The organism is Sphaerisporangium sp. NPDC049457 (genome assembly GCF_055586705.1).
The window spans coordinates 127,160-146,368 of the sequence record NZ_JBVJHR010000007.1; the positions used below are offsets into that span (position 1 = coordinate 127,160).

Below are 19,209 nucleotides of genomic sequence, written 5' to 3' on the forward strand. Positions count from 1 at the left end.
GCGACCTGCCGGCGGGGCGCGGGAGCGGGCCGGCGTGGTCAGCCGGTCCGGGCGGCGAAGTGGCCGCCGTCGCCGAATACGAGCCGGGTGAAGTTCTCGCCGATGCGGCGGTGTCCCGCGGGGTCAGGGTGGACCTCGTCGGGCAGCGGGAGTTCGGCGTAGTCCTTCTCGCCGTACAGGTCACGGCCATCGAGGTAGTACAGGTGCGGGTCGTCGGCCATGCGCTCTTCGACGATCCGGGCGAGCTCGTCGCGGATGACGTTGAGCGTGAGGCGCCCGGCGGCGCGTTCGGCCGGATCGCCCGTGGCCGTGAACCGCAGGGTCCCGCCGTCGAAGGAGGGGGCGAGGGGGCCGGGGGTGTCCTCCTGGACCGGGCACAGGATGGGGGACACGACCAGCAGCGGAGTGGTCGGATGCCCGTCGCGGATGGTGTCCAGGAAGCCGTGGACCGCGGGGGTGAAGGCGCGCAGGCGCATCGTGTCGCGGTTGACGATGTTGATGCCGAGCTTGACGCTGATCAGGTCCGCGGGGGTGTCCCGCATGGCGCGGGCGGTGAACGGGTCCAGCAGTGCGCTGCCGCCGAATCCGAGGTTGACCAGCTCCACTCCGCCCTGGGCGGCCGCCAGGGCCGGCCAGGTGGCCGTGGGGTTGGCGGCGTTCGACCCGTGGCTGATGGAGCTGCCGTGGTGCAGCCACACCCTGCGCCCGCTGTCGGGCGCCGGCACGACCGGGGCATCGGTGCGCAGGGCGATCAGTTCGGTGATCTCGGTGTGCGGGAGCCAGATCTCGATGTTCTTGTCGCCGGCCGGCAGACCGGTGAAGCGGGCGGTGCCGGCGGGTCCCTCATGCAGTTCGGCGGACTGGGTGGCCATGTCGATGGTGTGGACCCTGCCGCCGGGCACCGTGGCCTGGGCCGTGAGACGGCCGTCGGCCAGCAGGTCGTACACGCCGTCCGGCGGGGCGGGGAACCCCTGGTAGACCCGTTTGGTGGGCAACGTGTCCAGTTCGATCGCGGTGGCCCGGGTGCGGAACGCGAGCCGTACGCCGGACGGCTGCGCCTCGGCCATGGCCAGTTGGTCGTCGGGGATCCGCCGGCGCGCCTGAGCGGGCAGCCGGTGGGGGAGCAGGCCGTGGGCGGTCGCTTCCACATCGAGGAAGCCGCGCAACAACTCCGCGGTGACGGGCGTGGTGATCCAGTCGTGTTCGGTGTTCATCGTCTCAACCTGTTGATCGGTATTTCTGTGATGTGCATGCACGGCGCGGGGGACCGCCTCTAAGGTGCGGCCCCCGCTGCCGGTCAGGCCGTGGCCACGGTCAGGGCGTGGCCCGTTGCCGGAGCAGGACGTCGAGGGAGTCCAGGATCCAGGCCCAGGACTCCTGTGAGTCGACGGCGGTGTGGCTGAAGCCGCCGGCAAGTTCCAGGCTGACGTAGCCGTGGAAGACGCTGCCGAGCATCCGGACCGCGTGCGTCTGGCCCGGCTCGGTCAGGTCATAGCCGCGCAGGATCGCCCGGGTCATCTGCGCGTGGCGGACGCCGGCGCTGGCGGCCGCCGTCTCGGGGTCGAGCCGGAGCCGGGCCGCGGCGAAGCGGCCGGGGTGCTCACGGGCGTAGTCGCGATAGGCGTCCGCGAACGCGACCAGGGCGTCCTTGCCGGCCCGTCCGGCCAGGGCGGCGGCCACCCGGTCGGCGAGCTCCTGCAGCGCGAACAGGGCGATCCTGGTCTTGAGGTCGTGGGAGTTCTTCAGATGCGAGTACAGGCTCGCGACCTTGACCCCGACCCGCCGGGCGAGCGCCGAGACGGTCACCTGCTCGAAGCCGATCTCGTCGGCCAGTTGAGCCCCTTCCCGGGTCAGACGCTCCGGGGTCAACCCTGCCCTGACCATATGACCTTCCCCCTTCCGGCTACAACGATTATGCATCCACCTAATACTTCTAGGCAAATGGACCTGCCGCTTAGGAGGCTTCCGGCCGCACTTTCCCAAAGAAATACGGCTCGGCCGGGAGTGGCTGGAACCGTCGGGCATGACCGATCTGCTGCTCCGGCTGACCCCCGAGTCCATCGCCGAGTTGCGGCAGACGCTCGATCGCAAAGCGGAGGAACTGAGCGTCCGGGACGCGGACGACCCGCGCGGCGCGCAGGTCGTCCTCCTCATGGCCGGACTGCCCCTCGCACCGTACGATCCCGCCTTCGATCCCGCCGTCGATCCGCACACCTCTGGAACGGCTGTCGCGGCGTCCGCGGACGCGTCGTGACCGAGCCGCCGAGCATGCGCGCCGCGCGCCGGCGCTACGTCACGGCCTGTGTGCTCTTCTGGCTGCCGCTCGGCCTGACCATCGCGCCGTCGATCCTGCTCTTCACCGAACGCGGCATGTCCCTGGTGGCCATCGCGGGCTTCTTCGCCGCGCGCTCTCGCACCGCCGCCGTGCTGGAGCTGCCCACAGGGGGACTGTCCGACGTCCTTGGCCGCCGAACCGTCCTGGCCGCCGCCGGCCTGCTGAACCTGGCCGCTCTCATGCTGCAAGGCCTGGGCACCACCCCCTGGGCGCTCACGACGCGCTGGTCCGCCGGCTCCTGCGGCCGCCCCGGCGACCGGCCTGGGAACCGGCGGCCGTCATGGGGTGGAGCCGGATCGGGGCTAGGTGCGCTCCCCGTTCTCGGCGACCTCCTGCACGCCGGGGTGGGGGCGTCGTCGTGGTGGCGTGCCGGTGCTGTCCGGGCGGTACTCGAAGTGCCACCACTCGTTGTCGTAGATGCGGTAGAGGTCGTAGCGGGCGCCGTGCTCCTCCAGCCAGCGCGCGCCCTCGTGGGGGCGCACGTCCAGCGCGATACCCTTGACGTGGGAGGACTCCGCCGGTGGCAGCACCAGCATGCGCGCCGAGGCCGGTGAGCCTGAGCGGCGCACCTCCTCCTCGAACATCCGCTGCTGAACGAGGGGATCGCGATATCCCGAGGTGAGGCCGATGAGCCGGCCGTGGCGCCACAGCGCCTCGGTGCGCGCCGCGGTGAACGCCGCCATGGCGCCGTCGGTGAGCCCGGTGAGGTCCTCGGCGGGGAACCGCATCCCCAACGCCCATCGGCAGGCCAGCTCGCGGGCACGGCCCGGACGGCGGAGCGACGCCACGGGCAGCAGGAGAACGGCGAGCACCAGCGTGGCCACGGCGTACAGCCGGTCTCGGGGCCGGAGGGGGATGGTACGTGGTTCGTTCATAGCCGACCACGATCGGCGCCGAATGTACGCGCGCCGTCCGCCGAATGTCACCGTTCGTCGACGGCGGCCACCGGGGGCGTGACCGTGACACGACCATGACACGGCGCGGACGAGGCGGGGACACGGCCGATCGACAGTGGAGGGCGCTGACCTGCGGGCGAGTTACGGAGCGTGCTGTGATAATCGGGGGCGTGTCGCGAGTGCTGTTGATCGAGGATGACCCGGCCGTGCGCGAGGGCCTTGAGCTGGCCCTGACCCGGCACGGGCACCGGGTGAGCGCGGTGGGGTCCGGCGAGCAGGGGCTGGACCGGCTGCGCGCGGACCTTCCCGACGTCGTCGTTCTCGATCTGATGTTGCCCGGCATGGACGGGTTCGAGGTGTGCCGCCGCATGCGGGCCGCCAGGGAGGTGCCGATCATCATGCTGACCGCGCGCGGCGACGACATGGACGTGGTGGCCGGGCTGGAGGCGGGCGCCGACGACTACGTGGTCAAGCCGGTGCAGCCCAGGGTGCTGGAGGCGCGCATCCGCGCGGTGCTCCGGCGGATCGGCCGGGACCAGGCGGAGCTGGAGCGGCACGGGGATCTGACCATCGACCGGGCCGGGCTGGTGGTCGCCAAGGGCGGCGTGCCGGTCGGCCTCGCCCCGACGGAGCTGCGCCTGCTGCTGGAGCTTTCCGGCACGCCGGGCCGGGTGCACAGCCGTCAGCAGCTGCTGGAATCGGTGTGGGAGCACGGGTACTTCGGCGACTCGCGTCTGGTGGACGCGTGTGTGCAGCGGCTGCGCGCGAAGATCGAGGACGACTCGGCGGCGCCCGTCTACGTGCAGACGGTACGTGGGTTCGGGTACCGGTTCGGGCCGGTGTGAACCGGGCGGTGGCGCCTCGGCCGAGCCTTGGACTACGTGCCAGGCTGCTTTTTGCGTTCGCGCTGCTGTGCGTGGTCACCGCGGTGGCCGTGGCCGGCGGGATGTACGTCCAGGCCCGCAACGACATCCTGCAACGGGCCCAGGACGCCGCGGTGCAGGCGATGAGAAGCCGGCTGGAGAGGCTCTACCCGTTGCGCAGCCCGGCGCCGGACGCGAGCGAGCTCGGCGAGATCGCCGCGATCGTGGCCGAGGGGGACAACGACGCGGTCGCCGTCTACCACCAGACGCGCTCGCCGGCCGGCCTGCGCCGCCCGTGCCCGCCGGTCGCCGATCCCGCGGCGGCGGGGCCGCCCGGAGTGCCGTGCCGGCACGGCCTGGATCCCGGGATGATCCCCCGAGGGCTGCGCCGGATGGTGGCCGAAGGCAGCATCGCCTGGCAACGCGTGGTGTGGCAGGACGGGCCCCACCTGATCATCGGCACGCCGTTGCTGATCGTCGAGCAGGACGGGACGACGCGGCAGTCGGGCATCGAGGTCTACACCGCGCGCAGTCTTGGTCCCGAACAGACCAGCATCGACCGGCTCGCCACCTTCGCCTGGCTCACCGGCGGGGCGGCCCTGGCGTTCGCGGTCTTCCTCGCGTTGCTCGCCACCCGCGGCGTGCTGCGGCCGGTGCGCGAGCTCGGCCGGGCGGCCCGCCTGCTGGGCGAGGGCGAGCTGCGCACCAGGATCGCGGTCAGCGGCTCCGACGAGCTGGCCGATGTGGCGCGCACGTTCAACGACACCGCCGCGGAACTGGAACGGCACGTCGAGCAGCTGCGCGCGATGGAAGCCGACGCCCGCCGGTTCGTCGCCGACGTGTCCCACGAACTGCGCACCCCGCTGGCCGCGCTCACCGCGGTCGCCGACGTCCTGGACGAGGAGGCGGCCGGGCTGCCCGAGCCCGCCGGCCGGGCCGCCAGGCTGGTCAGCCAGGAGACGCTCAACCTCACCGCGCTGGTGAACGACCTCATCGAGATCAGCAGGTTCGACTCCGGCGTGGCGGCCCTTGCGCTGAACGACGTGGACGTCGCCGAGCTGGTACGCGCGACCCTGCGCGTGCGCGGCTGGTCGGAGCAGGTGCGGACCGAGCTCCCATCCGCGGTGACGGCGCGGCTGGACCCGCGCCGCGTGGACGTCGTCCTCGCCAACCTGGTCGGCAACGCCCTGAGGCACGGCGAGCCGCCGGTGTCGGTACGGCTGTCCGCCGACCCGCACCAGCTCACTCTGGAGGTTCGCGACCATGGGCCGGGGCTGGACGAAGCGGTGCTGCCGCACGTGTTCGACCGGTTCTACAAGGCCAGCGCGGCCAGGGCCAGGTCCGAGGGCAGCGGCCTCGGCCTGGCCATCGCGCGGGAGAACGCGCGCCTGCACCGGGGCGACCTCACCGTCGCCAACGCCTCGGACGGCGGCGCCGTGTTCACGCTGCGCCTGCCACGCCGGGCACACGATCCGGACGGAGGCCCCGAATGAGGCCCCGAATGCGCACCGGGCCCGTCCGCCGCGCGCTCGCCGCGGGCCTGGTGTCGCTCGTCGCCGCGGCCGGGTGCGGCGTGCGGCCCAGCGACCCCATCCGCGTCGGCGAACCGCCGCGCGGACCCGTCGCTCCGACCATGAAGATCACCCTCTATCTGGTGAAGGACGGCCGGCTCAGCGCGGCGACGCGGCCCGGCCGCCGGCCGTCCCCGGCGGACACGCTCGCACTGCTGGCCGCCGGGCCGACCGCGGCGGAACGGGCGGACGGCCTCACCAGCGACGTCCCGCCCGAGGCCGGCCCGTTCTCGGTGACCGCCGAGCGCGCCGGCCGCCTGGTGGTGAAACCGTCCACTCCGGCCGGCGAACTGTCCAAGCTGGCCGTCGCGCAGATCGTGTGCACGGTCGCCACCATGGCGCCGCGGCTCCCCGTCCAGATCACCGTCGCCGGTGAGGGGCAGAACGTCGACCCCCGCGACTGCCCGGGGTGACCAGGACGGGGCGGCCCGCCCGGGATCGGTCGGCCCTTGCGGGTGATGGCGGTCCACGCGCTCGCGGGCCTTCACCCGGATGCGCTCCGGTCTCCGGCCTCGTGGTGGCGCGCCCAGCCTTCATCGAGAAGTCGGAACCCTGCATCGATGGTTGATTCCGGACTTGCCTCGTGGGTGGCGCTGAGCTGGATCTGCAGGGCGAAACGGACGTAGAAGCGGATCTCGTCGGTCGGCTCCGTGAGCCCGAGCTCTTCGGCGATCGCGGCGACGAGGGCGCCCTCATGGCGGAACCACATCTTCTCCGCGTAATCGATCAGGGCCGGTGTCTCTTCCATGAGGGTGAGGATCTGGCGTTGGGGCCCGGACCTCATCGCGGCGATCTCGGAGAGGTAGTGCGCCTTCAGCGCGTCAGAGATCGTCGTCCCCGGCGCCCGGCCGCTGACCGCGGCCACGAGGCGCTCATGCCGTTCGTCCTCGTCGCTGAAGACGAGCGCCTCCTTCTGCGGGAAATGCGTGAAGACCGTCTTGGGTGAGACGTCCGCCTTGTCGGCGATCTCGCGAACGCTGACCCCGTCGAAGCCGCGCTCGAGAAAGAGCGCCGTTGCCGCGTCCAAGATCGCCGCCCGCGTTGCCGCCTTCTTGCGTTCCCGTCGTCCCACGGCCGTTCCGTCAACCATGACCAGATCCTACTAGTGCCGCACTCCAACCACATTGACGATAAAAGTAGTCTCGATATAGTAAGTGTGCGAGTGAAGTTATCGGGTGACCGGGATCCCCGTGCTGCGTCGACTCGGCGCGAACCCGTACCGACCCCGGCGCCCAGCGCCGACACTGGAAAGGACCATGACCATGACCATGGCCGGCGACATCAACCCGCTCTCGAGCCTCGAACGAAACGAGCCCGCGAACGACGCGGAGCCTGAAGCGCTCGTCGCCGACGCGCGCCGGCCTTCGCGGCGCCGGACCGCGGGAGCCTTGCTCATCGCGGGGCCGATGATCTTCTTGCTGGCCGAGTTCATCGCCGCCGCGGCATGGACGGATCCGCCCTACAGCTACACGTACCACTTCATCAGCAATCTCGGAGTCCACGGGCCCTCGACACTGTTCGGGCAGTACATGTACTCACCGCTGGCATGGGTGATGAACGCCGGCTTCTTCATGTTCGGGATCACGATTCTGGCCGGTGTGGCCGTGCTGCGCGGTCTGCTCGGCCGGCACCGCTGGGCAGCGCTTGTGCCCGCGACGCTGCTGGCCGCCGGCGGCGTCCTGCTGGGATTGTTTCCCGGATCCGGTGAGGCGATGAACGACGGCACCGGCGACTTCCATGCCTTGGGCGCCCTGGCAGGCTTCGTCGGCGCCAACGTCCTGGCCATCGCGCTCGGGAGCATGCACCGACGCGTCGGGCTCTCCCTGAAACTCGGGCGGACGCTGGTCGCGGTTGGCGTGATCGGCCTGGTCTCGATGGTGGCCTACTTCGCCGACCTCATCTCCGGAGTCAACATCCTCGTCGGCCTCATCGAACGCGGCGCCGTCCATCCGTTCCTGCTCGGCCTCAGCTGCGCGGGAGTTGCCCTCTGGCATGGGTGCAGCCGTCCCTCGGCGACCGACTGAGCTGGGTTGTTCACTGTCCGCGTCAGGGCGTTGCCGCCGATCGACAGCACGACCACCTTGACCTGCTGGGCGGCGGCCACCTGCGCGAGCAGTTCGGCCTGGGACGCGGTGTTCTCCTTGAACGCCTCGTTGCTGACGTGCCGGGTCTCCGCCCCTGAACAGGCCAGGTTGACAGGGGTGAGCCCGGCCTGGCCCAGCCCGGTGATCTCCGCCACATCGGAGCGGTGACATCCGGTGCCCTCCCCGTGCACGGCCGTGCCGTCGTACACCGCGCCTGGATTCGCCCGGCGCCGCCGCCACCCGCGCCGGCAGCGGTCGCTTGACATTTCAGGATGATGTGGATAATCCTGAATGAGGATGACGAACATAATCCACACGTGGAAGTGACCCGCACCATGACGCACGCCTACGACCCCGGCCGCACCGCGGTCCTGCTGGTCGACCCGTACAACGATTTCCTGTCCGAAGGAGGCAAGCTCTGGCCGGCGCTCCAGCGTGTGGCCACCGACGTCGGCCTGCTGGACAACCTGCGCACCGTCGTCGCCGCCGGCCGCCGCGCGGGCCTGCGCATCGTCTTCGTCCCGCACCGGCGCTGGCAGGAGGGCGACTACGAGGGCTGGGACCACCCCAACCCGACCCAGCAGGGGATCCGCGAGCGCCACACCTTCGCGCTGGGCACCTGGGGCGGGCAGTTCCACCCCGACTTCCAGCCCGCCGACGGCGACGTGATCGCCCACGAGCACTGGGCGCAGAGCGGCTTCGCCGGCACCGACCTGGACTTCCAGCTCAAGCAGCACGGCGTCACCCACGTCATCGTCATCGGGCTGCTCGCCAACACCTGCATCGAATCCACCGGCCGCTTCGCCATGGAACTCGGCTACCACGTCACCCTCGTCCGCGACGCCACCGCCGCCTTCAAGCCCGAGATGATGCACGCCGCCCACGAGCTCAACGGGCCCACCTACGCCCACACCATCACCACCGCGGCGGAACTGTCGCGGACGCTGGCGAACGAGGAGCACTGAGATGGCACTGACCGGAGACATGCTGATCGGCTCCGCATCGGTGGCGGCGTCCGACGGCACGGTGAAGGCGCTCAACCCCGCGACGGGCGAACGGATCGAGCCGGACTTCGCGCTCGGCGGCCCGGCCGAGGCCGACCGTGCCGCGCGGCTGGCCGACGCGGCCTTCGACACCTACAACGGCACCGGGCTCAAAGAGCGCGCCGCCTTCCTGGAGCTGATCGCGGACCGGCTCGACGCGGCGAGCCGGGAACTGGCCGAGCGGGCGTCGCTGGAGACCGGCCTGCCGGTCGCGCAACTGGAGGCCGAGGCGGCCAAGGCCGCCGTCCAGTTCCGGCAGTTCGCCGAGGTGGTCCGCCAGGGCCGCTTCCGCCACGCCACCTGGGACCCGGCGCAGCCGCGGCGGCGGCCGCGGCCGCGCATGGACCACCGCATGCAGAAGATCGCGATCGGCCCGGTCGCCGTCTTCGGCGCGAGCAACTTCCCCATCTCCTACTCGGTCGCCGGCGGCGACACCGCCTCCGCGCTGGCGGCGGGCTGCCCGGTCGTCGTCAAGGCCCACAACGCCCACCCGGGCGCGTCGGAGCTGGCCGCGCGCGTCATCCAGAGCGCCGTCGCCGACTCCGGACTGCACGAGGGCGTGTTCTCCCTGGTGCGCGGGGCGGGCAACGAGATCGGCGAGGCCCTGGTGGACCACCCGCTGATCAAGGCGGTGTCCTTCACCGGTTCCGAGGCCGGCGGCATGGCGCTGTACCGGAGGGCCCTGCTGCGCCCCGACCCGATCCCGGTCTTCGCCGAGATGACCAGCGTCAACCCGACGTTCGTCCTGCCCGCGGCGCTGGCGGCGCGCGGCGGCGAGATCGGCGACGGCTTCGCCGAGCGCATGCTCGTCAACGTCGGGCAGGCCTGCCTGAAGCCGGCCATCCTGCTCGCCGTCGACGGCGCGGGCTACGCCGAGATGCGCGACGCGGCCGCCGCACGGGTGAGGGCGATGGACGCGCGTCCCATGCTGACCCCCGGCATCCACGACGCCTACGTCCAGGGCGCACGGCGGCTGCGCGACTCCGGCGCCACGCTCCTCGCGCAGGGCCCGCAGCCCCGAAGCGCCTGGGAAGGCCGCGCGCACCTGCTCGAAGTCGACGGGGACCGGTTCCTGGCCGACCCCGCGCTGGGCGAGGAGGTCTTCGGACCGGCCGCGCTCCTGGTCCGCCTGACCGGCGTCGACCAGCTGTTGCAGGTGGCCCGCGGCCTGCGCGGCCAGCTGTCGGCGACGATGCACCTCGACCGGCCCGACTACGGCGACGCGGCGCGGCTGCTGCCGATCCTGGAGCGGCGCACCGGCCGCATCGTGGTCAACGCCTTCGCCCACCCGCAGGAGGTCGGCCACGCCACCATCCACGGCGGGCCGTTCCCGGCGACCACCGACAGCCGTTTCACCTCGGTCGGCATGAGTTCCATCGACCGGTTCCTGCGTCCCGTCACCTACCAGGGCTTCCCCGAGGAGCTGCTGCCCGACGCGCTGGCCGCGCACAACCCGCTGGGGCTCTGGCGGCTGGTCGACGGTCACCTCACCCGCGACTGACGAGCCGCACGCGGGCGGCCCGAGGCACCGTAGTTGCCGTATCCATATGATGGGCGTCATCCAGCTTTGCCCGGCCATGGTGCCGTCTGGAACAGGAGGGGTGCGATGGGACACTCGCGAGCGGAGAAGGCGGCGTCCCGCGAGCGGGTGCTGCGCATCGCGGCCCGCAAGGTCCGCGCCGAGGGCGTGACCCGTCCCGGCGTCGCGGAGCTCATGAAAGAGGCGGGGCTGACGCACGGCGGCTTCTACAAGCACTTCGCCTCCCGCGACGACCTCATCGCCCAGGCCGGGGAACTGGCCCTGGCCGAGGGCTCGGCCAAGATGGAGACGGCCGCTCGGGCGAACGAACGGGAACCGCGGACCGGGCTCATCGACGCCTACCTCGCACGACAGCACCGCGACTCTCCGTCCACCGGCTGCGCCCTGGTCACGCTCGGCGCCGCCGCCGGACGGGGCGACGTCCCGCTCAAGGAGGCCTACGAGAAGCAGGTCCGCACCTACCTGGACCTGCTCGCCGACCTCACCGACGAGTCCGGTGACTCGGGTGGCTCGGGTGGCTCGGGCTCCGAGGACGCCCGGGCCGAGGCGATGCTCACCCTCAGCGCCCTGGTCGGCGCCATGCTCATGTCCAGGGCCGTGGCCGACCCGGCCTTCTCCGACGAACTGCTGGAGACCGTCACCGAGCGGCTGAAACGGCGCTGACCGTTGGTCACGACGCTGACCACGGCCCGCCCGGCAGTCCACGGCGGCCGCATCGGGGGTCAGCGCGTGGTGGTCGGCGGCGCCGGGTCGTCCGGGCTGACCAGTCCGGTCCGGTAGGCGGTGACGACCAGTTGCGCGCGGTCGCGCGCGCCCAGTTTCGCCATCGCGCGGCTGACATGCGTGCGCACGGTGGCCGGGCTGAGGAACAGTTCGGCGCCGATCTCGTTGTTGCTCAACCCTCGTCCCACCAGGGCCAGGACTTCGCGCTCGCGCTCGGTCAGCGCCGCGAGCCGGGTGTCGGCGGCCTGGGCGGCCCTGTACTGCGCGGCGAACCGGCCGATGAGGCGGCGGGTGATCCGCGGCGCGAGCAGCGCCTCACCGGCGGCGACCACCCGGATGGCATGCAGAAGCTCGGCCGGGCCCGCGTCCTTGAGCAGGAAGCCGCTGGCGCCGGCCTGCAGTGCGTCGAAGACGTACTCGTCGGTGTCGTAGGTGGTGAGGATGAGGACGCGGACCCGCTCCAGCCCGTGTGTCCGGGCGATCTGGGCGGTGGCCTGGATGCCGTCCAGCTTGGGCATGCGGATGTCCATGAGGACGACGTCGGGACGGGTGGCGCGGGCCCGCTCGACGGCTTCGGCGCCGTTGGTGGCCTCGGCCACCACCGTGATGTCGTCCTCCACGTCGAGCAGGACCTTGAACCCGGAGCGCACGAGGCCCTCGTCGTCGGCGACCAGCACCCTGATCGAGGCGTCGGCGGGCGGTGACGCGGCCGCCGCGCTCACAGGCGCGGCCCGGCCGGCGCGATGGGCAGTCGTGCCCTGACCTCGAACCCGCCGCCCGGAAGTGGCCTCGCGTCCAGTTCCCCGCCCAGCAGCTGGCACCGTTCGCGCATTCCGCGGATCCCGCGGCCGGACTCGTCCCCGCCGCCCGTGCTGCCCGTGCCGGTCGTGCCGCCAGTGCCGCCTGTGCCGTTCGGACGGCGGGCCGGCGGGCGCGGGCCCGTGAGGTCGCCAGGGACGGCGCGGCGGCCCTCGTCGGTCACGCGGATCTCCAGGACCTCGGCGCCGGGGTTGACCGCCACGGTGACCCGGGTCGGGCCGACATGGCGGATCACGTTCGTGATCGACTCCTGGAGGATGCGGTAGGCGGCACTGCCCACCGCGCTCGGCAACGGCGCCGCGGGTGAGGTCTCCTCAAGCTTGATGTCGAGCCCTGCCTCGCGCGCCTTGGCGGTCAGCTCGTCGATCTGCCCCAGCCCCGGGTACGGCTCGCGCCCGTCGTCGTCGTCACGCAGCACCCCGAGGATGGCCCGCATCTCGCGCAGCGCCCGTGAACTGGTCTGCTCGATGGCCAGCAGCGCCTCGCGCGCCACCTGCGGCCGCTTGTCGAGCACGTGCGCGGTGACACCGGACTGGACGTTGATGATCGCTATGGCGTGGGCGACGGTGTCGTGGACCTCGCGCGCGATGCGGAGCCGTTCGGCGTCGACCCGCGCCCGCGCCACCTCCTCGCGAGTGCGTTCGGCCAGCTCGGCCCGTTCCTGAGCCTCGGCCGCGATGACCCGCCGGGACCGGACGGATTCGCCCAGGGCCGCGCTCATGACCGAGGCGCCGATCCGGAAGAACACCCAGCCGATGGCGGCGCGCGGCTCGATGTCGGCTGCGGCGACCAGCCAGCCGGCGGCCAGCACCGAAATCCCCACGCCGGCCGTCAGCAGCGACCGGCGCCCGTCACCGTAGGCGGTCACGGTGTACAGGGCGACGAAGAGCCCGAGCCAGCCAGGCCCGTCAGGGAAGCCGAGGCCGAAGTACACCAGGCTGGTGAGCGCGGTGGTGACGAACACCGGCACCGGCCGCCGGCGGCGGACGGCGACGACCACACCACTCGCGATCAGCAGGACATATCCCAGATTGCCCAGGTCGGTGAGGGGGCGCGACGCCACCTCACCGGCATTGCGCGCCACGGTGCCCTGAACCTGCATCACGGTGACGAAGAGGGCGAGCAGTACGTCCTGCGCCGTCGCGGGCAGGCGCAACGACGCCGGGCGGAGTCCCATGCCGCGATCCTACGGTCGCCCGGCGCCGGAACACTCCGCCCAGGCGCGCGACCGCCTACGACGAAGGGCGTATCCGGGCACCGGCCGGGTGCGCGGATCAGCGTAGCCGCGCCATCGGCCCGCCGGACGCGGCGGCCGCCCCGGTGCCGCGACGATCGACACGCGTCCCGCCAAGTCGAACAGCACCACGGAGGCACCAATGGCCGCAGACCAGCGCCGATCGGCGTTGACCGCTTTGTGGATCGTCACCGGCCTCGTGCTGATCCTGCAGCTGACGAAGAGCCTCAGTCCCGGCATGGGCGTCCCGGTGCTGCTTCTCGCCCAGACGGTGTTCACGCTGCTGCACGGCTCCCTCCGGTACGGCCCGCGCGCGATCGCGGTGTTCTACGCGGTCACGCTGCTGGTCAGCAACATCCTGGAGAACCTCAGCATTCTGACCGGCTTCCCGTTCGGGCACTACCACTACACCGTGCACCCGCAGCTGTTCCTGGTCCCGGTGATGATCGGGCCCGCCTACGCGGCCACCGGCTATCTGGCGTGGACGATCGCCACACTGCTGGCCGGAGACGTCCGCCGCGGCTCCGGCCCGCTGACCACGATCGGGACACCGGTCATCGCGTCCTTCGCCATGGTCGCCTGGGATCTGGCGATGGATCCCACGCTCTCCACCGTCCAGAAACTGTGGATCTGGGAGGACGGCGGCGGGTTCTTCGGCGTCCCGCTGGTCAACTTCCTCGGGTGGTCGCTGACGACCTACCTGTTCCTGCAGCTCTTCGCGCTGTACCTGCGCTCCTACGGCCCAGAGCCGGCCGCGGCGCCCGAGCCGGCCACGGCGTCCCACGTGCAGGTGCTGCTGCTGTACGCCGCGACCGCCGCGACGTTCGTCATCGCCTTCCTGACCCGCGAGCGCACCACCGTGACCGACGCTCTGGGGCGGACGTGGCGTACCGGCGACATCTACGAGACGTCGGCGCTGACCGCGATCTACGGCATGTTCTTCATCGTCGTTCTCGCCGCGCTCACCCTCGCCCGGCGCGGCTCCGTCACCCCGCCGGCCTAGCGCTCGGAATGTGGATGCGAAGAGGTATGGCCATCCGTATTTGCGCTAGTTTCCGAAGCTTTCATCGGGCCGTTCACCTCGACACCTGCTCGCGGAAGCTCCACCCGTCATCGGCGTAAGAACATCTCGCCGCATTCTTGACACCTTTTAGCAAGGTTTCCAGACTGATCGCGGCTGGACACCCCCGCGATGCGTACGGCCTGGCGCCCATGATCCGGCGCCGCGCCCGGTGCCTTCGATCATCGATCGGCGGTCGTCCCTTCCACCGTCCCGCCCGGAAGGAGAGCCCTGATGACCATCAGTACAGGCCGCCGCAGGACCCGATCGACGCTCATCGCGCTGGCCATGGCGAGCATGCTCGCGGCCGCCGGCACCGTGTCGGTGACAGACGCCGCCGCCGCACTGACCGGCGGCACAGCACTCACCGGCACCGCCACGCCGCCGCGCGCCGCCACGCCCGGTGGCGCTTTCGCGCAGGTCGCGGCCGGTGTCGAGGACGAGGGCGCCGACTGCCCGGTGCCCGCCCTGCCCGACGCCGGCTCACTGCCGACCGTCTCCCGGCTGCCCGACCCGTTCAAGAGACTGGACGGCACCCGCATAACGAGCAAGGCCGACTGGCGGTGCCGGCGCGAGGAGATCAAGAAGCTGGCCGAGAAGTTCGTCTACGGGGAGAAGCCCGGCAAGCCCTCCAGCGTCACCGGCACCGTCTCGTCCAGCAACATCACCGTGAACGTGTCCCACAACGGCCGCAGCTCCAGTTTCTCCGCCGGTGTGCAGCTTCCCTCCGGCACCGGGCCGTTCCCCGCCGTGATCGTCTACGGCGGGTTCGGCGCGGACACCGCCACCATCCGCTCCTCCGGCGCCGCGGTCATCACCTACGACCCCTACGCCGTCGGCAAGGAAGGCACCCCGCGCAGCAACAAACAGGGCGCCTTCTACAGCATCTACGGCTCCGGCAGCACCACCGGCCTGCTCGCCGCCTGGGCCTGGGGTGTCAGCCGCATCATCGACGTCATCGAACAGTCCGGCGGCGGCATCCTCAAGGCCGACGCCACCGGCGTCACCGGATGCTCCCGCTTCGGCAAGGGCGCCTTCGTGGCCGGGGTGTTCGACCAGCGCGTCGCGCTGACCATGCCCATCGAGTCGGGCACCGCCGGTGTGCCGATCTTCCGCGGCATCCCCGGCGAAGGCGCCCAGAGCCTCTCCAGCGCCTACGGCGAACAGCCCTGGTTCGGCGACGCCTTCGGTTCGTTCACCGGCAGTCCCACCCGCCTGCCCGTCGACACCCACCAGATGGTCGCCATGATCGCGCCCCGTGGCCTGTTCATCATGGACAACCCGCACATCGCCAACCTCGGCCCCCGCTCGGCGAGCGTCGCCGCCCTCGGCGGCGCCGAGGTCTACAAGGCCCTCGGCGCGGGCGCCGACATCACCTACTGGTCCGACGTCCAGGACGGCAGCCACTGCGCCAACCGCTCGGAGTGGCGCACCCCGCTGCAGCAGAACATCCAGAAGTTCCTGCTCAGGACCGGCAGCGCCTCCGGCGCCATGAGAATCTCCTCCCGTGCCGGCGGCAACCTCGCCGAATGGCGCGACTGGACCACCCCCACCCTCACCGACACCCCGAACCCGACGCCCACCCCCACCCCGACCGTCACCCCCACGCCCACCCCGACTCCGACGCCGACGCCCACTCCGACTCCGACCGTCACCCCGACTCCGACGCCGACGCCGACGCCGACTCCAGTACCCGGTGGGTGCGCGGCCACGATGCAGATGGTGAACTCCTGGCCCGGCGGCTTCCAGTCGACCGTGACCGTCCGCGCCGGCACCAGCGCGATCAGGGGCTGGACGGTCAACTGGAGCTGGCCCGGGTCCCAGACCATCACCCAGCTGTGGGGCGGCGTCCGCTCGGGCTCCGGAGCCGATGTCACGGTTCGCAACGAGTCGTGGAACGGCGCGCTCGCCGGCAACGCCTCCACCACCTTCGGCTTCACCGCCGGCGGCGGCGCGGCGACCCCCACGCTGAGTTGCACCGCGTCCTGAACCCGTTCGGAGTCATGATCACGTGGCCGGGAAAAGGAATGGACGGGATGACGCCCTGACCTGTAGCTTGCACTCGACCGTGACGCCGCCTGAGGAGGTGAGACCCATGAACGCTGTATCGCCGTGGGTGCTCCCTCTTCTCGTCACGGCCGGGCGATCGACGTAGGTGTCGCCGGGAGCGCCTCGCCACCAAGGCACTCCCGAAAGGCAACACCTATGCACTCTCAGTCCACCGCCGAGCCGTCGTCGAACGATTCGGCCGGGCACGCCCCGACAGTGGGGGGCGTCTCCGCACTGCGGTCGCCGGCCTCCGGCGCCGATCGCGCGCCCCTGATGTTCGACGTGATCATCGCCGGATGCGGGCCGACCGGTGCGATGCTGGCCGCCGAACTGCGGTTGCACGACGTGCGGGTACTCGTTCTGGAGAAGGAGACCGAGCCCAAGTCGTTCGTCCGCATAGTCGGCCTGCACATTCGCAGCCTCGAACTGATGGCGATGCGCGGACTGCTCGATCGCATGCTCGAACACGGAAGACGGCGCCCGGCCGCCGGCTTCTTCGCCGCCATCGCCAAACCCGCGCCCAAGGGCCTGGACTCCGCGCACGCCTATCTGCTGGGCATCCCGCAGCCGGTCATCGAAGGCCTGCTGGAAGACCACGCGATCGAACTGGGCGCGCAGGTCCGGCGCGGTCGTACGGTGGCCGGCTTCGAGCAGGACGAGGACGGGGTGACCGTCGAACTGGCCGACGGTGAACGGCTGCGTGCCCGCTATCTCATCGGCTGTGACGGCGGGCGCAGCACGGTGCGCAAACTGCTCGGCGTCGGCTTCCCCGGCGAGCCCTCGCGGACCGAGACGCTGATGGGCGAGATGGAGGTGGGTGCGCCGCAGGAGGAGATCACCGCCAGGGTGACCGAGGTCCAGCAGACCCACAGGCAGTTCTGGCTCAGGCCGTTCGGCGGAGGGGTCTACAGCGTCGTCGTCCCCGCCGCCGGAGTCGGCGATCGCGCGCAACCGCCCACCCTCGAGGATTTCAGGCGACAGCTGCGCGCCATCGCCGGAACCGACTTCGGCGTGCACTCCCCGCGCTGGTTGTCCCGCTTCGGGGACGCCACCCGGCTGGCCGAACGTTATCGGGTCGGGCGGGTGCTGCTGGCCGGCGACGCGGCGCACATCCATCCGCCCATCGGCGGGCAGGGCCTCAACCTGGGCGTCCAGGACGCGTTCAACCTCGGCTGGAAACTGGCCGCGCAGATCCGCGGCTGGGCGCCGGACACACTGCTGGACACCTACCAGGCCGAACGCCACCCGGTCGCCGAGGACGTGCTGGACAACACCCGCGCCCAGATGGAGCTGCTGTCGGCCGAACCGGGCCCGCGGGCCGTGCGCAGGCTGCTCACCGAACTGATGGACTTCGACGAGGTGAACCGCCATCTCATCGAGAAGATCACCGCGATCGGCGTCCGCTACGACTTCGGCGAAGGCCCCGGCCTGCTCGGCCGCCGCCTGCCCGACATCGAGGTGAAACAGGGCCGCCTCTACGATCTGCTGCACCACGGCCGCGGCCTGCTGCTGGACCGCACCGAACGCCTCACCGCCGGCGGCTGGTCAGACCGGGTCGATCACCTCGCCGATCCCACTGCGGCGCTGGATGCCCCGTGCGTCCTGCTACGCCCCGACGGCCATGTCGCGTGGGTCGGCGACGATCAGCAGGACCTGGACGACCACCTCTCCCGCTGGTTCGGCAGACCCACCGGCTGATCTCGCCCGAGCGCCCCCGCCGGCTGACCTCGCCTGCGCGCACGAGGCCCTCGCCCCGATTCGCCTGAAGGAGAAGGTCAGCGGCGGTGGGCGGGTTCGAAGAGCTCGACGAGGTTGCCGGCGGGGTCGGTGAGCAGGATCTGGCGCCCGCCCGGGCCGGCGACCACGTCGCCGCGGAAGGCGAGTCCCGCCGTACGCAGCCGGTCGATCTCGGCGTCGAGGTCGTCGACGATGAGGTGGATGCGATTGCGGCCGCCGGTGCGGGCGTCCTCGGGCGTGGCGCGGGCCCCGGAACTGGCGGGCCCGGACAGCAACAACCGCAGCGGGCCGCGGATGACATCGGCGAAGGCGGGAGCGGCGCTGATGTTCACGCTGAACCCGAGGTGGGTGGTGTAGAAGTCGACGGCCGCCTGGACGTCGTCGACGATGTAGCGGACGCCGGCGAGCCGGTCGGGCGATGTCATGGCTGGACCTCCCGGTCTGGGGTGTGGGCGAGGACGGGCAGCAGATAGCGGACGCGGGTGTCGATCTCGGCGGCGGTACGGTCGAACGCGGAATGGTCGAACGCTGCGTGGTCGGGCCCGGCGACGTCGTCGCCGGGGGCGGCCGGGTCGGGGATGCTCCAGTGCAGGCGTTGCGGGTGACCGTCGAACTCGGGGCAGACCTCGCGCACTCTGTCGCACAGACTGATCACGTAGTCGAACCGGCGGCCGGTCATCGTGTCCAGATGCCGCGGCCGCCGGCCCGCGATGTCGATCCCGTACCGCTGGTGCAGCACGCGCACGGCGTCGGGGTGCAGGCGCGCTTTCGGATGGCTGCCGGCGCTGGTCACCTCGGCGCGGCCGCCGGTGCGGTGGCGCAGCAGAGCCTCGGCGATGGGGGAGCGGGCGCTGTTGCCGGTGCACAGGAACAGCACGGAGGGCGCGGGCGGGTCTTCCGCCGCGACCGCCGGCGGGGCGGGGAGCAGGCGTAGCGCGGGATGCAGGGCGGCGCCGGCGGCCGCCAGCGCGTCCGCGCAGCGCTCCAGGTCCAGGTGGTAGTAGGTGTCGCGGCCGTCGAAGCTGCTGCGGCGGGCCGCGACCAGCCCGCCGGAGCGCAGCAGCCGCAGATGGTAGGAGACCAGGTTCTGCGGCTGGCCGACCAGCGCGACCAGCTCTCGCACGCGGAGATCGCCGCGCGCCAGTTCGCGCAGCAGCCGCCAGCGCACCCCGTGGGCGGCCAGCCGGAGGAACGGCGGCAGGACGGCTTGTTCGGACGGCGTCATGGCCCGAGGATACATCAATCTATTTCGATG

General features: G+C 71.6%; 21 protein-coding genes. 12 read left to right on the forward strand and 9 right to left on the reverse strand.

What is annotated here, in order from left to right; genetic code table 11:
• Positions 1 to 38: 38 nt before the first annotated feature.
• The gene (locus ACZ6QO_RS13015; RefSeq protein ID WP_465850359.1) at positions 39 to 1,214 is read right to left on the reverse strand and encodes a GDSL-type esterase/lipase family protein; all 1,176 of its coding nucleotides are present in this window, start codon (positions 1,212 to 1,214) and stop codon (positions 39 to 41) included.
• Between the two features lie 100 nt (positions 1,215 to 1,314).
• Positions 1,315 to 1,884, reverse strand: a complete 570-nt coding sequence (locus tag ACZ6QO_RS13020) for a TetR/AcrR family transcriptional regulator (protein WP_465850360.1) — start codon at positions 1,882 to 1,884, stop codon at positions 1,315 to 1,317.
• Positions 1,885 to 2,023: 139 nt separating this feature from the next.
• Here ACZ6QO_RS13020 and ACZ6QO_RS13025 point away from each other — a divergent pair, with 139 nt between their 5' ends.
• A complete protein-coding gene (locus ACZ6QO_RS13025; protein WP_465850361.1) occupies positions 2,024 to 2,254 on the forward strand; it encodes a hypothetical protein in 231 nt (76 codons plus the stop codon).
• Between the two features lie 34 nt (positions 2,255 to 2,288).
• On the opposite strand, the gene ACZ6QO_RS13030 is transcribed toward ACZ6QO_RS13025, so the two are convergent.
• Positions 2,289 to 2,441 carry a hypothetical protein gene (locus ACZ6QO_RS13030; RefSeq protein WP_465850363.1) on the reverse strand — a complete coding sequence of 51 codons (153 nt, stop codon included), beginning with the start codon at positions 2,439 to 2,441 and terminating at the stop codon, positions 2,289 to 2,291.
• A 196-nt stretch (positions 2,442 to 2,637) separates the two neighbouring features.
• A complete protein-coding gene (gene vanY-N, locus ACZ6QO_RS13035; protein WP_465850365.1) occupies positions 2,638 to 3,210 on the reverse strand; it encodes a D,D-peptidase/D,D-carboxypeptidase VanY-N in 573 nt (190 codons plus the stop codon).
• 191 nt (positions 3,211 to 3,401) lie between these two features.
• On the opposite strand from vanY-N, the gene ACZ6QO_RS13040 reads away from it, so the two are divergent.
• From ACZ6QO_RS13040 to ACZ6QO_RS13050, 3 genes are all read left to right on the forward strand, one after another.
• Positions 3,402 to 4,076 (forward strand): response regulator, encoded by a 675-nt coding sequence (locus ACZ6QO_RS13040; RefSeq protein WP_465850367.1) that lies wholly within the window; start codon positions 3,402 to 3,404, stop codon positions 4,074 to 4,076.
• 71 nt (positions 4,077 to 4,147) lie between these two features.
• Positions 4,148 to 5,587 carry an ATP-binding protein gene (locus ACZ6QO_RS13045; RefSeq protein WP_465850369.1) on the forward strand — a complete coding sequence of 480 codons (1,440 nt, stop codon included), beginning with the start codon at positions 4,148 to 4,150 and terminating at the stop codon, positions 5,585 to 5,587.
• An 8-nt stretch (positions 5,588 to 5,595) separates the two neighbouring features.
• Positions 5,596 to 6,078 carry a GerMN domain-containing protein gene (locus ACZ6QO_RS13050; RefSeq protein ID WP_465850371.1) on the forward strand — a complete coding sequence of 161 codons (483 nt, stop codon included), beginning with the start codon at positions 5,596 to 5,598 and terminating at the stop codon, positions 6,076 to 6,078.
• A gap of 71 nt (positions 6,079 to 6,149) precedes the next feature.
• On the opposite strand, the gene ACZ6QO_RS13055 is transcribed toward ACZ6QO_RS13050, so the two are convergent.
• Positions 6,150 to 6,755 (reverse strand): TetR/AcrR family transcriptional regulator, encoded by a 606-nt coding sequence (locus tag ACZ6QO_RS13055; protein WP_465850373.1) that lies wholly within the window; start codon positions 6,753 to 6,755, stop codon positions 6,150 to 6,152.
• Positions 6,756 to 6,921: 166 nt separating this feature from the next.
• Here ACZ6QO_RS13055 and ACZ6QO_RS13060 point away from each other — a divergent pair, with 166 nt between their 5' ends.
• The 5 genes from ACZ6QO_RS13060 to ACZ6QO_RS13080 all read left to right on the forward strand — a co-directional run bounded on the left by ACZ6QO_RS13060 (position 6,922) and on the right by ACZ6QO_RS13080 (position 10,995).
• Positions 6,922 to 7,689, forward strand: a complete 768-nt coding sequence (locus ACZ6QO_RS13060) for a DUF998 domain-containing protein (RefSeq protein ID WP_465850375.1) — start codon at positions 6,922 to 6,924, stop codon at positions 7,687 to 7,689.
• A 6-nt stretch (positions 7,690 to 7,695) separates the two neighbouring features.
• Complete coding sequence (locus tag ACZ6QO_RS13065) at positions 7,696 to 7,917, forward strand: hypothetical protein (protein WP_465850377.1); 222 nt, start codon at positions 7,696 to 7,698, stop codon at positions 7,915 to 7,917.
• A 149-nt stretch (positions 7,918 to 8,066) separates the two neighbouring features.
• The gene (locus tag ACZ6QO_RS13070; RefSeq protein ID WP_465850379.1) at positions 8,067 to 8,714 is read left to right on the forward strand and encodes a cysteine hydrolase family protein; all 648 of its coding nucleotides are present in this window, start codon (positions 8,067 to 8,069) and stop codon (positions 8,712 to 8,714) included.
• Position 8,715: 1 nt separating this feature from the next.
• Positions 8,716 to 10,293: an aldehyde dehydrogenase (NADP(+)) gene (locus tag ACZ6QO_RS13075; protein WP_465850381.1), complete on the forward strand. Its 1,578-nt coding sequence runs from the start codon at positions 8,716 to 8,718 to the stop codon at positions 10,291 to 10,293.
• Between the two features lie 105 nt (positions 10,294 to 10,398).
• Positions 10,399 to 10,995 carry a TetR/AcrR family transcriptional regulator gene (locus ACZ6QO_RS13080; RefSeq protein WP_465850383.1) on the forward strand — a complete coding sequence of 199 codons (597 nt, stop codon included), beginning with the start codon at positions 10,399 to 10,401 and terminating at the stop codon, positions 10,993 to 10,995.
• Between the two features lie 59 nt (positions 10,996 to 11,054).
• On the opposite strand, the gene ACZ6QO_RS13085 is transcribed toward ACZ6QO_RS13080, so the two are convergent.
• Together ACZ6QO_RS13085 and ACZ6QO_RS13090 are read right to left on the reverse strand one after the other, a co-directional pair.
• A complete protein-coding gene (locus ACZ6QO_RS13085) occupies positions 11,055 to 11,777 on the reverse strand; it encodes a response regulator transcription factor (protein WP_465850384.1) in 723 nt (240 codons plus the stop codon).
• The gene (locus ACZ6QO_RS13090; protein ID WP_465850386.1) at positions 11,774 to 13,051 is read right to left on the reverse strand and encodes a sensor histidine kinase; all 1,278 of its coding nucleotides are present in this window, start codon (positions 13,049 to 13,051) and stop codon (positions 11,774 to 11,776) included. Before ACZ6QO_RS13090 ends, ACZ6QO_RS13085 begins: the two co-directional genes overlap by 4 nt.
• Positions 13,052 to 13,250: 199 nt before the next feature.
• Here ACZ6QO_RS13090 and ACZ6QO_RS13095 point away from each other — a divergent pair, with 199 nt between their 5' ends.
• The 3 genes from ACZ6QO_RS13095 (at position 13,251) to rox (ending at position 17,915) form a co-directional block, all read left to right on the forward strand.
• Positions 13,251 to 14,111: a carotenoid biosynthesis protein gene (locus ACZ6QO_RS13095; protein ID WP_465850387.1), complete on the forward strand. Its 861-nt coding sequence runs from the start codon at positions 13,251 to 13,253 to the stop codon at positions 14,109 to 14,111.
• A gap of 291 nt (positions 14,112 to 14,402) precedes the next feature.
• Positions 14,403 to 16,157, forward strand: a complete 1,755-nt coding sequence (locus ACZ6QO_RS13100; RefSeq protein ID WP_465850389.1) for a glucuronyl esterase domain-containing protein — start codon at positions 14,403 to 14,405, stop codon at positions 16,155 to 16,157.
• Between the two features lie 333 nt (positions 16,158 to 16,490).
• Positions 16,491 to 17,915, forward strand: coding sequence for a rifampin monooxygenase (gene rox / locus ACZ6QO_RS13105; RefSeq protein WP_465850692.1), 1,425 nt, complete (start codon positions 16,491 to 16,493; stop codon positions 17,913 to 17,915).
• A 77-nt stretch (positions 17,916 to 17,992) separates the two neighbouring features.
• Here rox and ACZ6QO_RS13110 read toward each other — a convergent pair whose 3' ends face one another.
• Together ACZ6QO_RS13110 and ACZ6QO_RS13115 are read right to left on the reverse strand one after the other, a co-directional pair.
• On the reverse strand, positions 17,993 to 18,379 hold the full coding sequence (locus ACZ6QO_RS13110) for a VOC family protein (RefSeq protein ID WP_465850390.1): 387 nt from the start codon (positions 18,377 to 18,379) through the stop codon (positions 17,993 to 17,995).
• Positions 18,376 to 19,179, reverse strand: coding sequence for an arsenate reductase/protein-tyrosine-phosphatase family protein (locus ACZ6QO_RS13115; RefSeq protein WP_465850392.1), 804 nt, complete (start codon positions 19,177 to 19,179; stop codon positions 18,376 to 18,378). Before ACZ6QO_RS13115 ends, ACZ6QO_RS13110 begins: the two co-directional genes overlap by 4 nt.
• Between the last annotated feature and the right edge of the window lie 30 nt (positions 19,180 to 19,209).

Bases quoted from the DNA above. Each gene is read 5' to 3' on its own strand.
- ACZ6QO_RS13015 (WP_465850359.1), bottom strand. From the start codon at position 1,214: ATGAACACCGAACACGACTGGATCACCACGCCCGTCACCGCGGAGTTG.
- ACZ6QO_RS13020 (WP_465850360.1), bottom strand. From the start codon at position 1,884: ATGGTCAGGGCAGGGTTGACCCCGGAGCGTCTGACCCGGGAAGGGGCT.
- ACZ6QO_RS13025 (WP_465850361.1), top strand. From the start codon at position 2,024: ATGACCGATCTGCTGCTCCGGCTGACCCCCGAGTCCATCGCCGAGTTG.
- vanY-N (WP_465850365.1), bottom strand. From the start codon at position 3,210: ATGAACGAACCACGTACCATCCCCCTCCGGCCCCGAGACCGGCTGTAC.
- ACZ6QO_RS13050 (WP_465850371.1), top strand. From the start codon at position 5,596: ATGCGCACCGGGCCCGTCCGCCGCGCGCTCGCCGCGGGCCTGGTGTCG.
- ACZ6QO_RS13055 (WP_465850373.1), bottom strand. From the start codon at position 6,755: ATGGTTGACGGAACGGCCGTGGGACGACGGGAACGCAAGAAGGCGGCA.
- ACZ6QO_RS13060 (WP_465850375.1), top strand. From the start codon at position 6,922: ATGACCATGACCATGGCCGGCGACATCAACCCGCTCTCGAGCCTCGAA.
- ACZ6QO_RS13075 (WP_465850381.1), top strand. From the start codon at position 8,716: ATGGCACTGACCGGAGACATGCTGATCGGCTCCGCATCGGTGGCGGCG.
- ACZ6QO_RS13080 (WP_465850383.1), top strand. From the start codon at position 10,399: ATGGGACACTCGCGAGCGGAGAAGGCGGCGTCCCGCGAGCGGGTGCTG.
- ACZ6QO_RS13090 (WP_465850386.1), bottom strand. From the start codon at position 13,051: ATGGGACTCCGCCCGGCGTCGTTGCGCCTGCCCGCGACGGCGCAGGAC.
- ACZ6QO_RS13095 (WP_465850387.1), top strand. From the start codon at position 13,251: ATGGCCGCAGACCAGCGCCGATCGGCGTTGACCGCTTTGTGGATCGTC.
- ACZ6QO_RS13100 (WP_465850389.1), top strand. From the start codon at position 14,403: ATGACCATCAGTACAGGCCGCCGCAGGACCCGATCGACGCTCATCGCG.
- rox (WP_465850692.1), top strand. From the start codon at position 16,491: ATGTTCGACGTGATCATCGCCGGATGCGGGCCGACCGGTGCGATGCTG.
- ACZ6QO_RS13110 (WP_465850390.1), bottom strand. From the start codon at position 18,379: ATGACATCGCCCGACCGGCTCGCCGGCGTCCGCTACATCGTCGACGAC.
- ACZ6QO_RS13115 (WP_465850392.1), bottom strand. From the start codon at position 19,179: ATGACGCCGTCCGAACAAGCCGTCCTGCCGCCGTTCCTCCGGCTGGCC.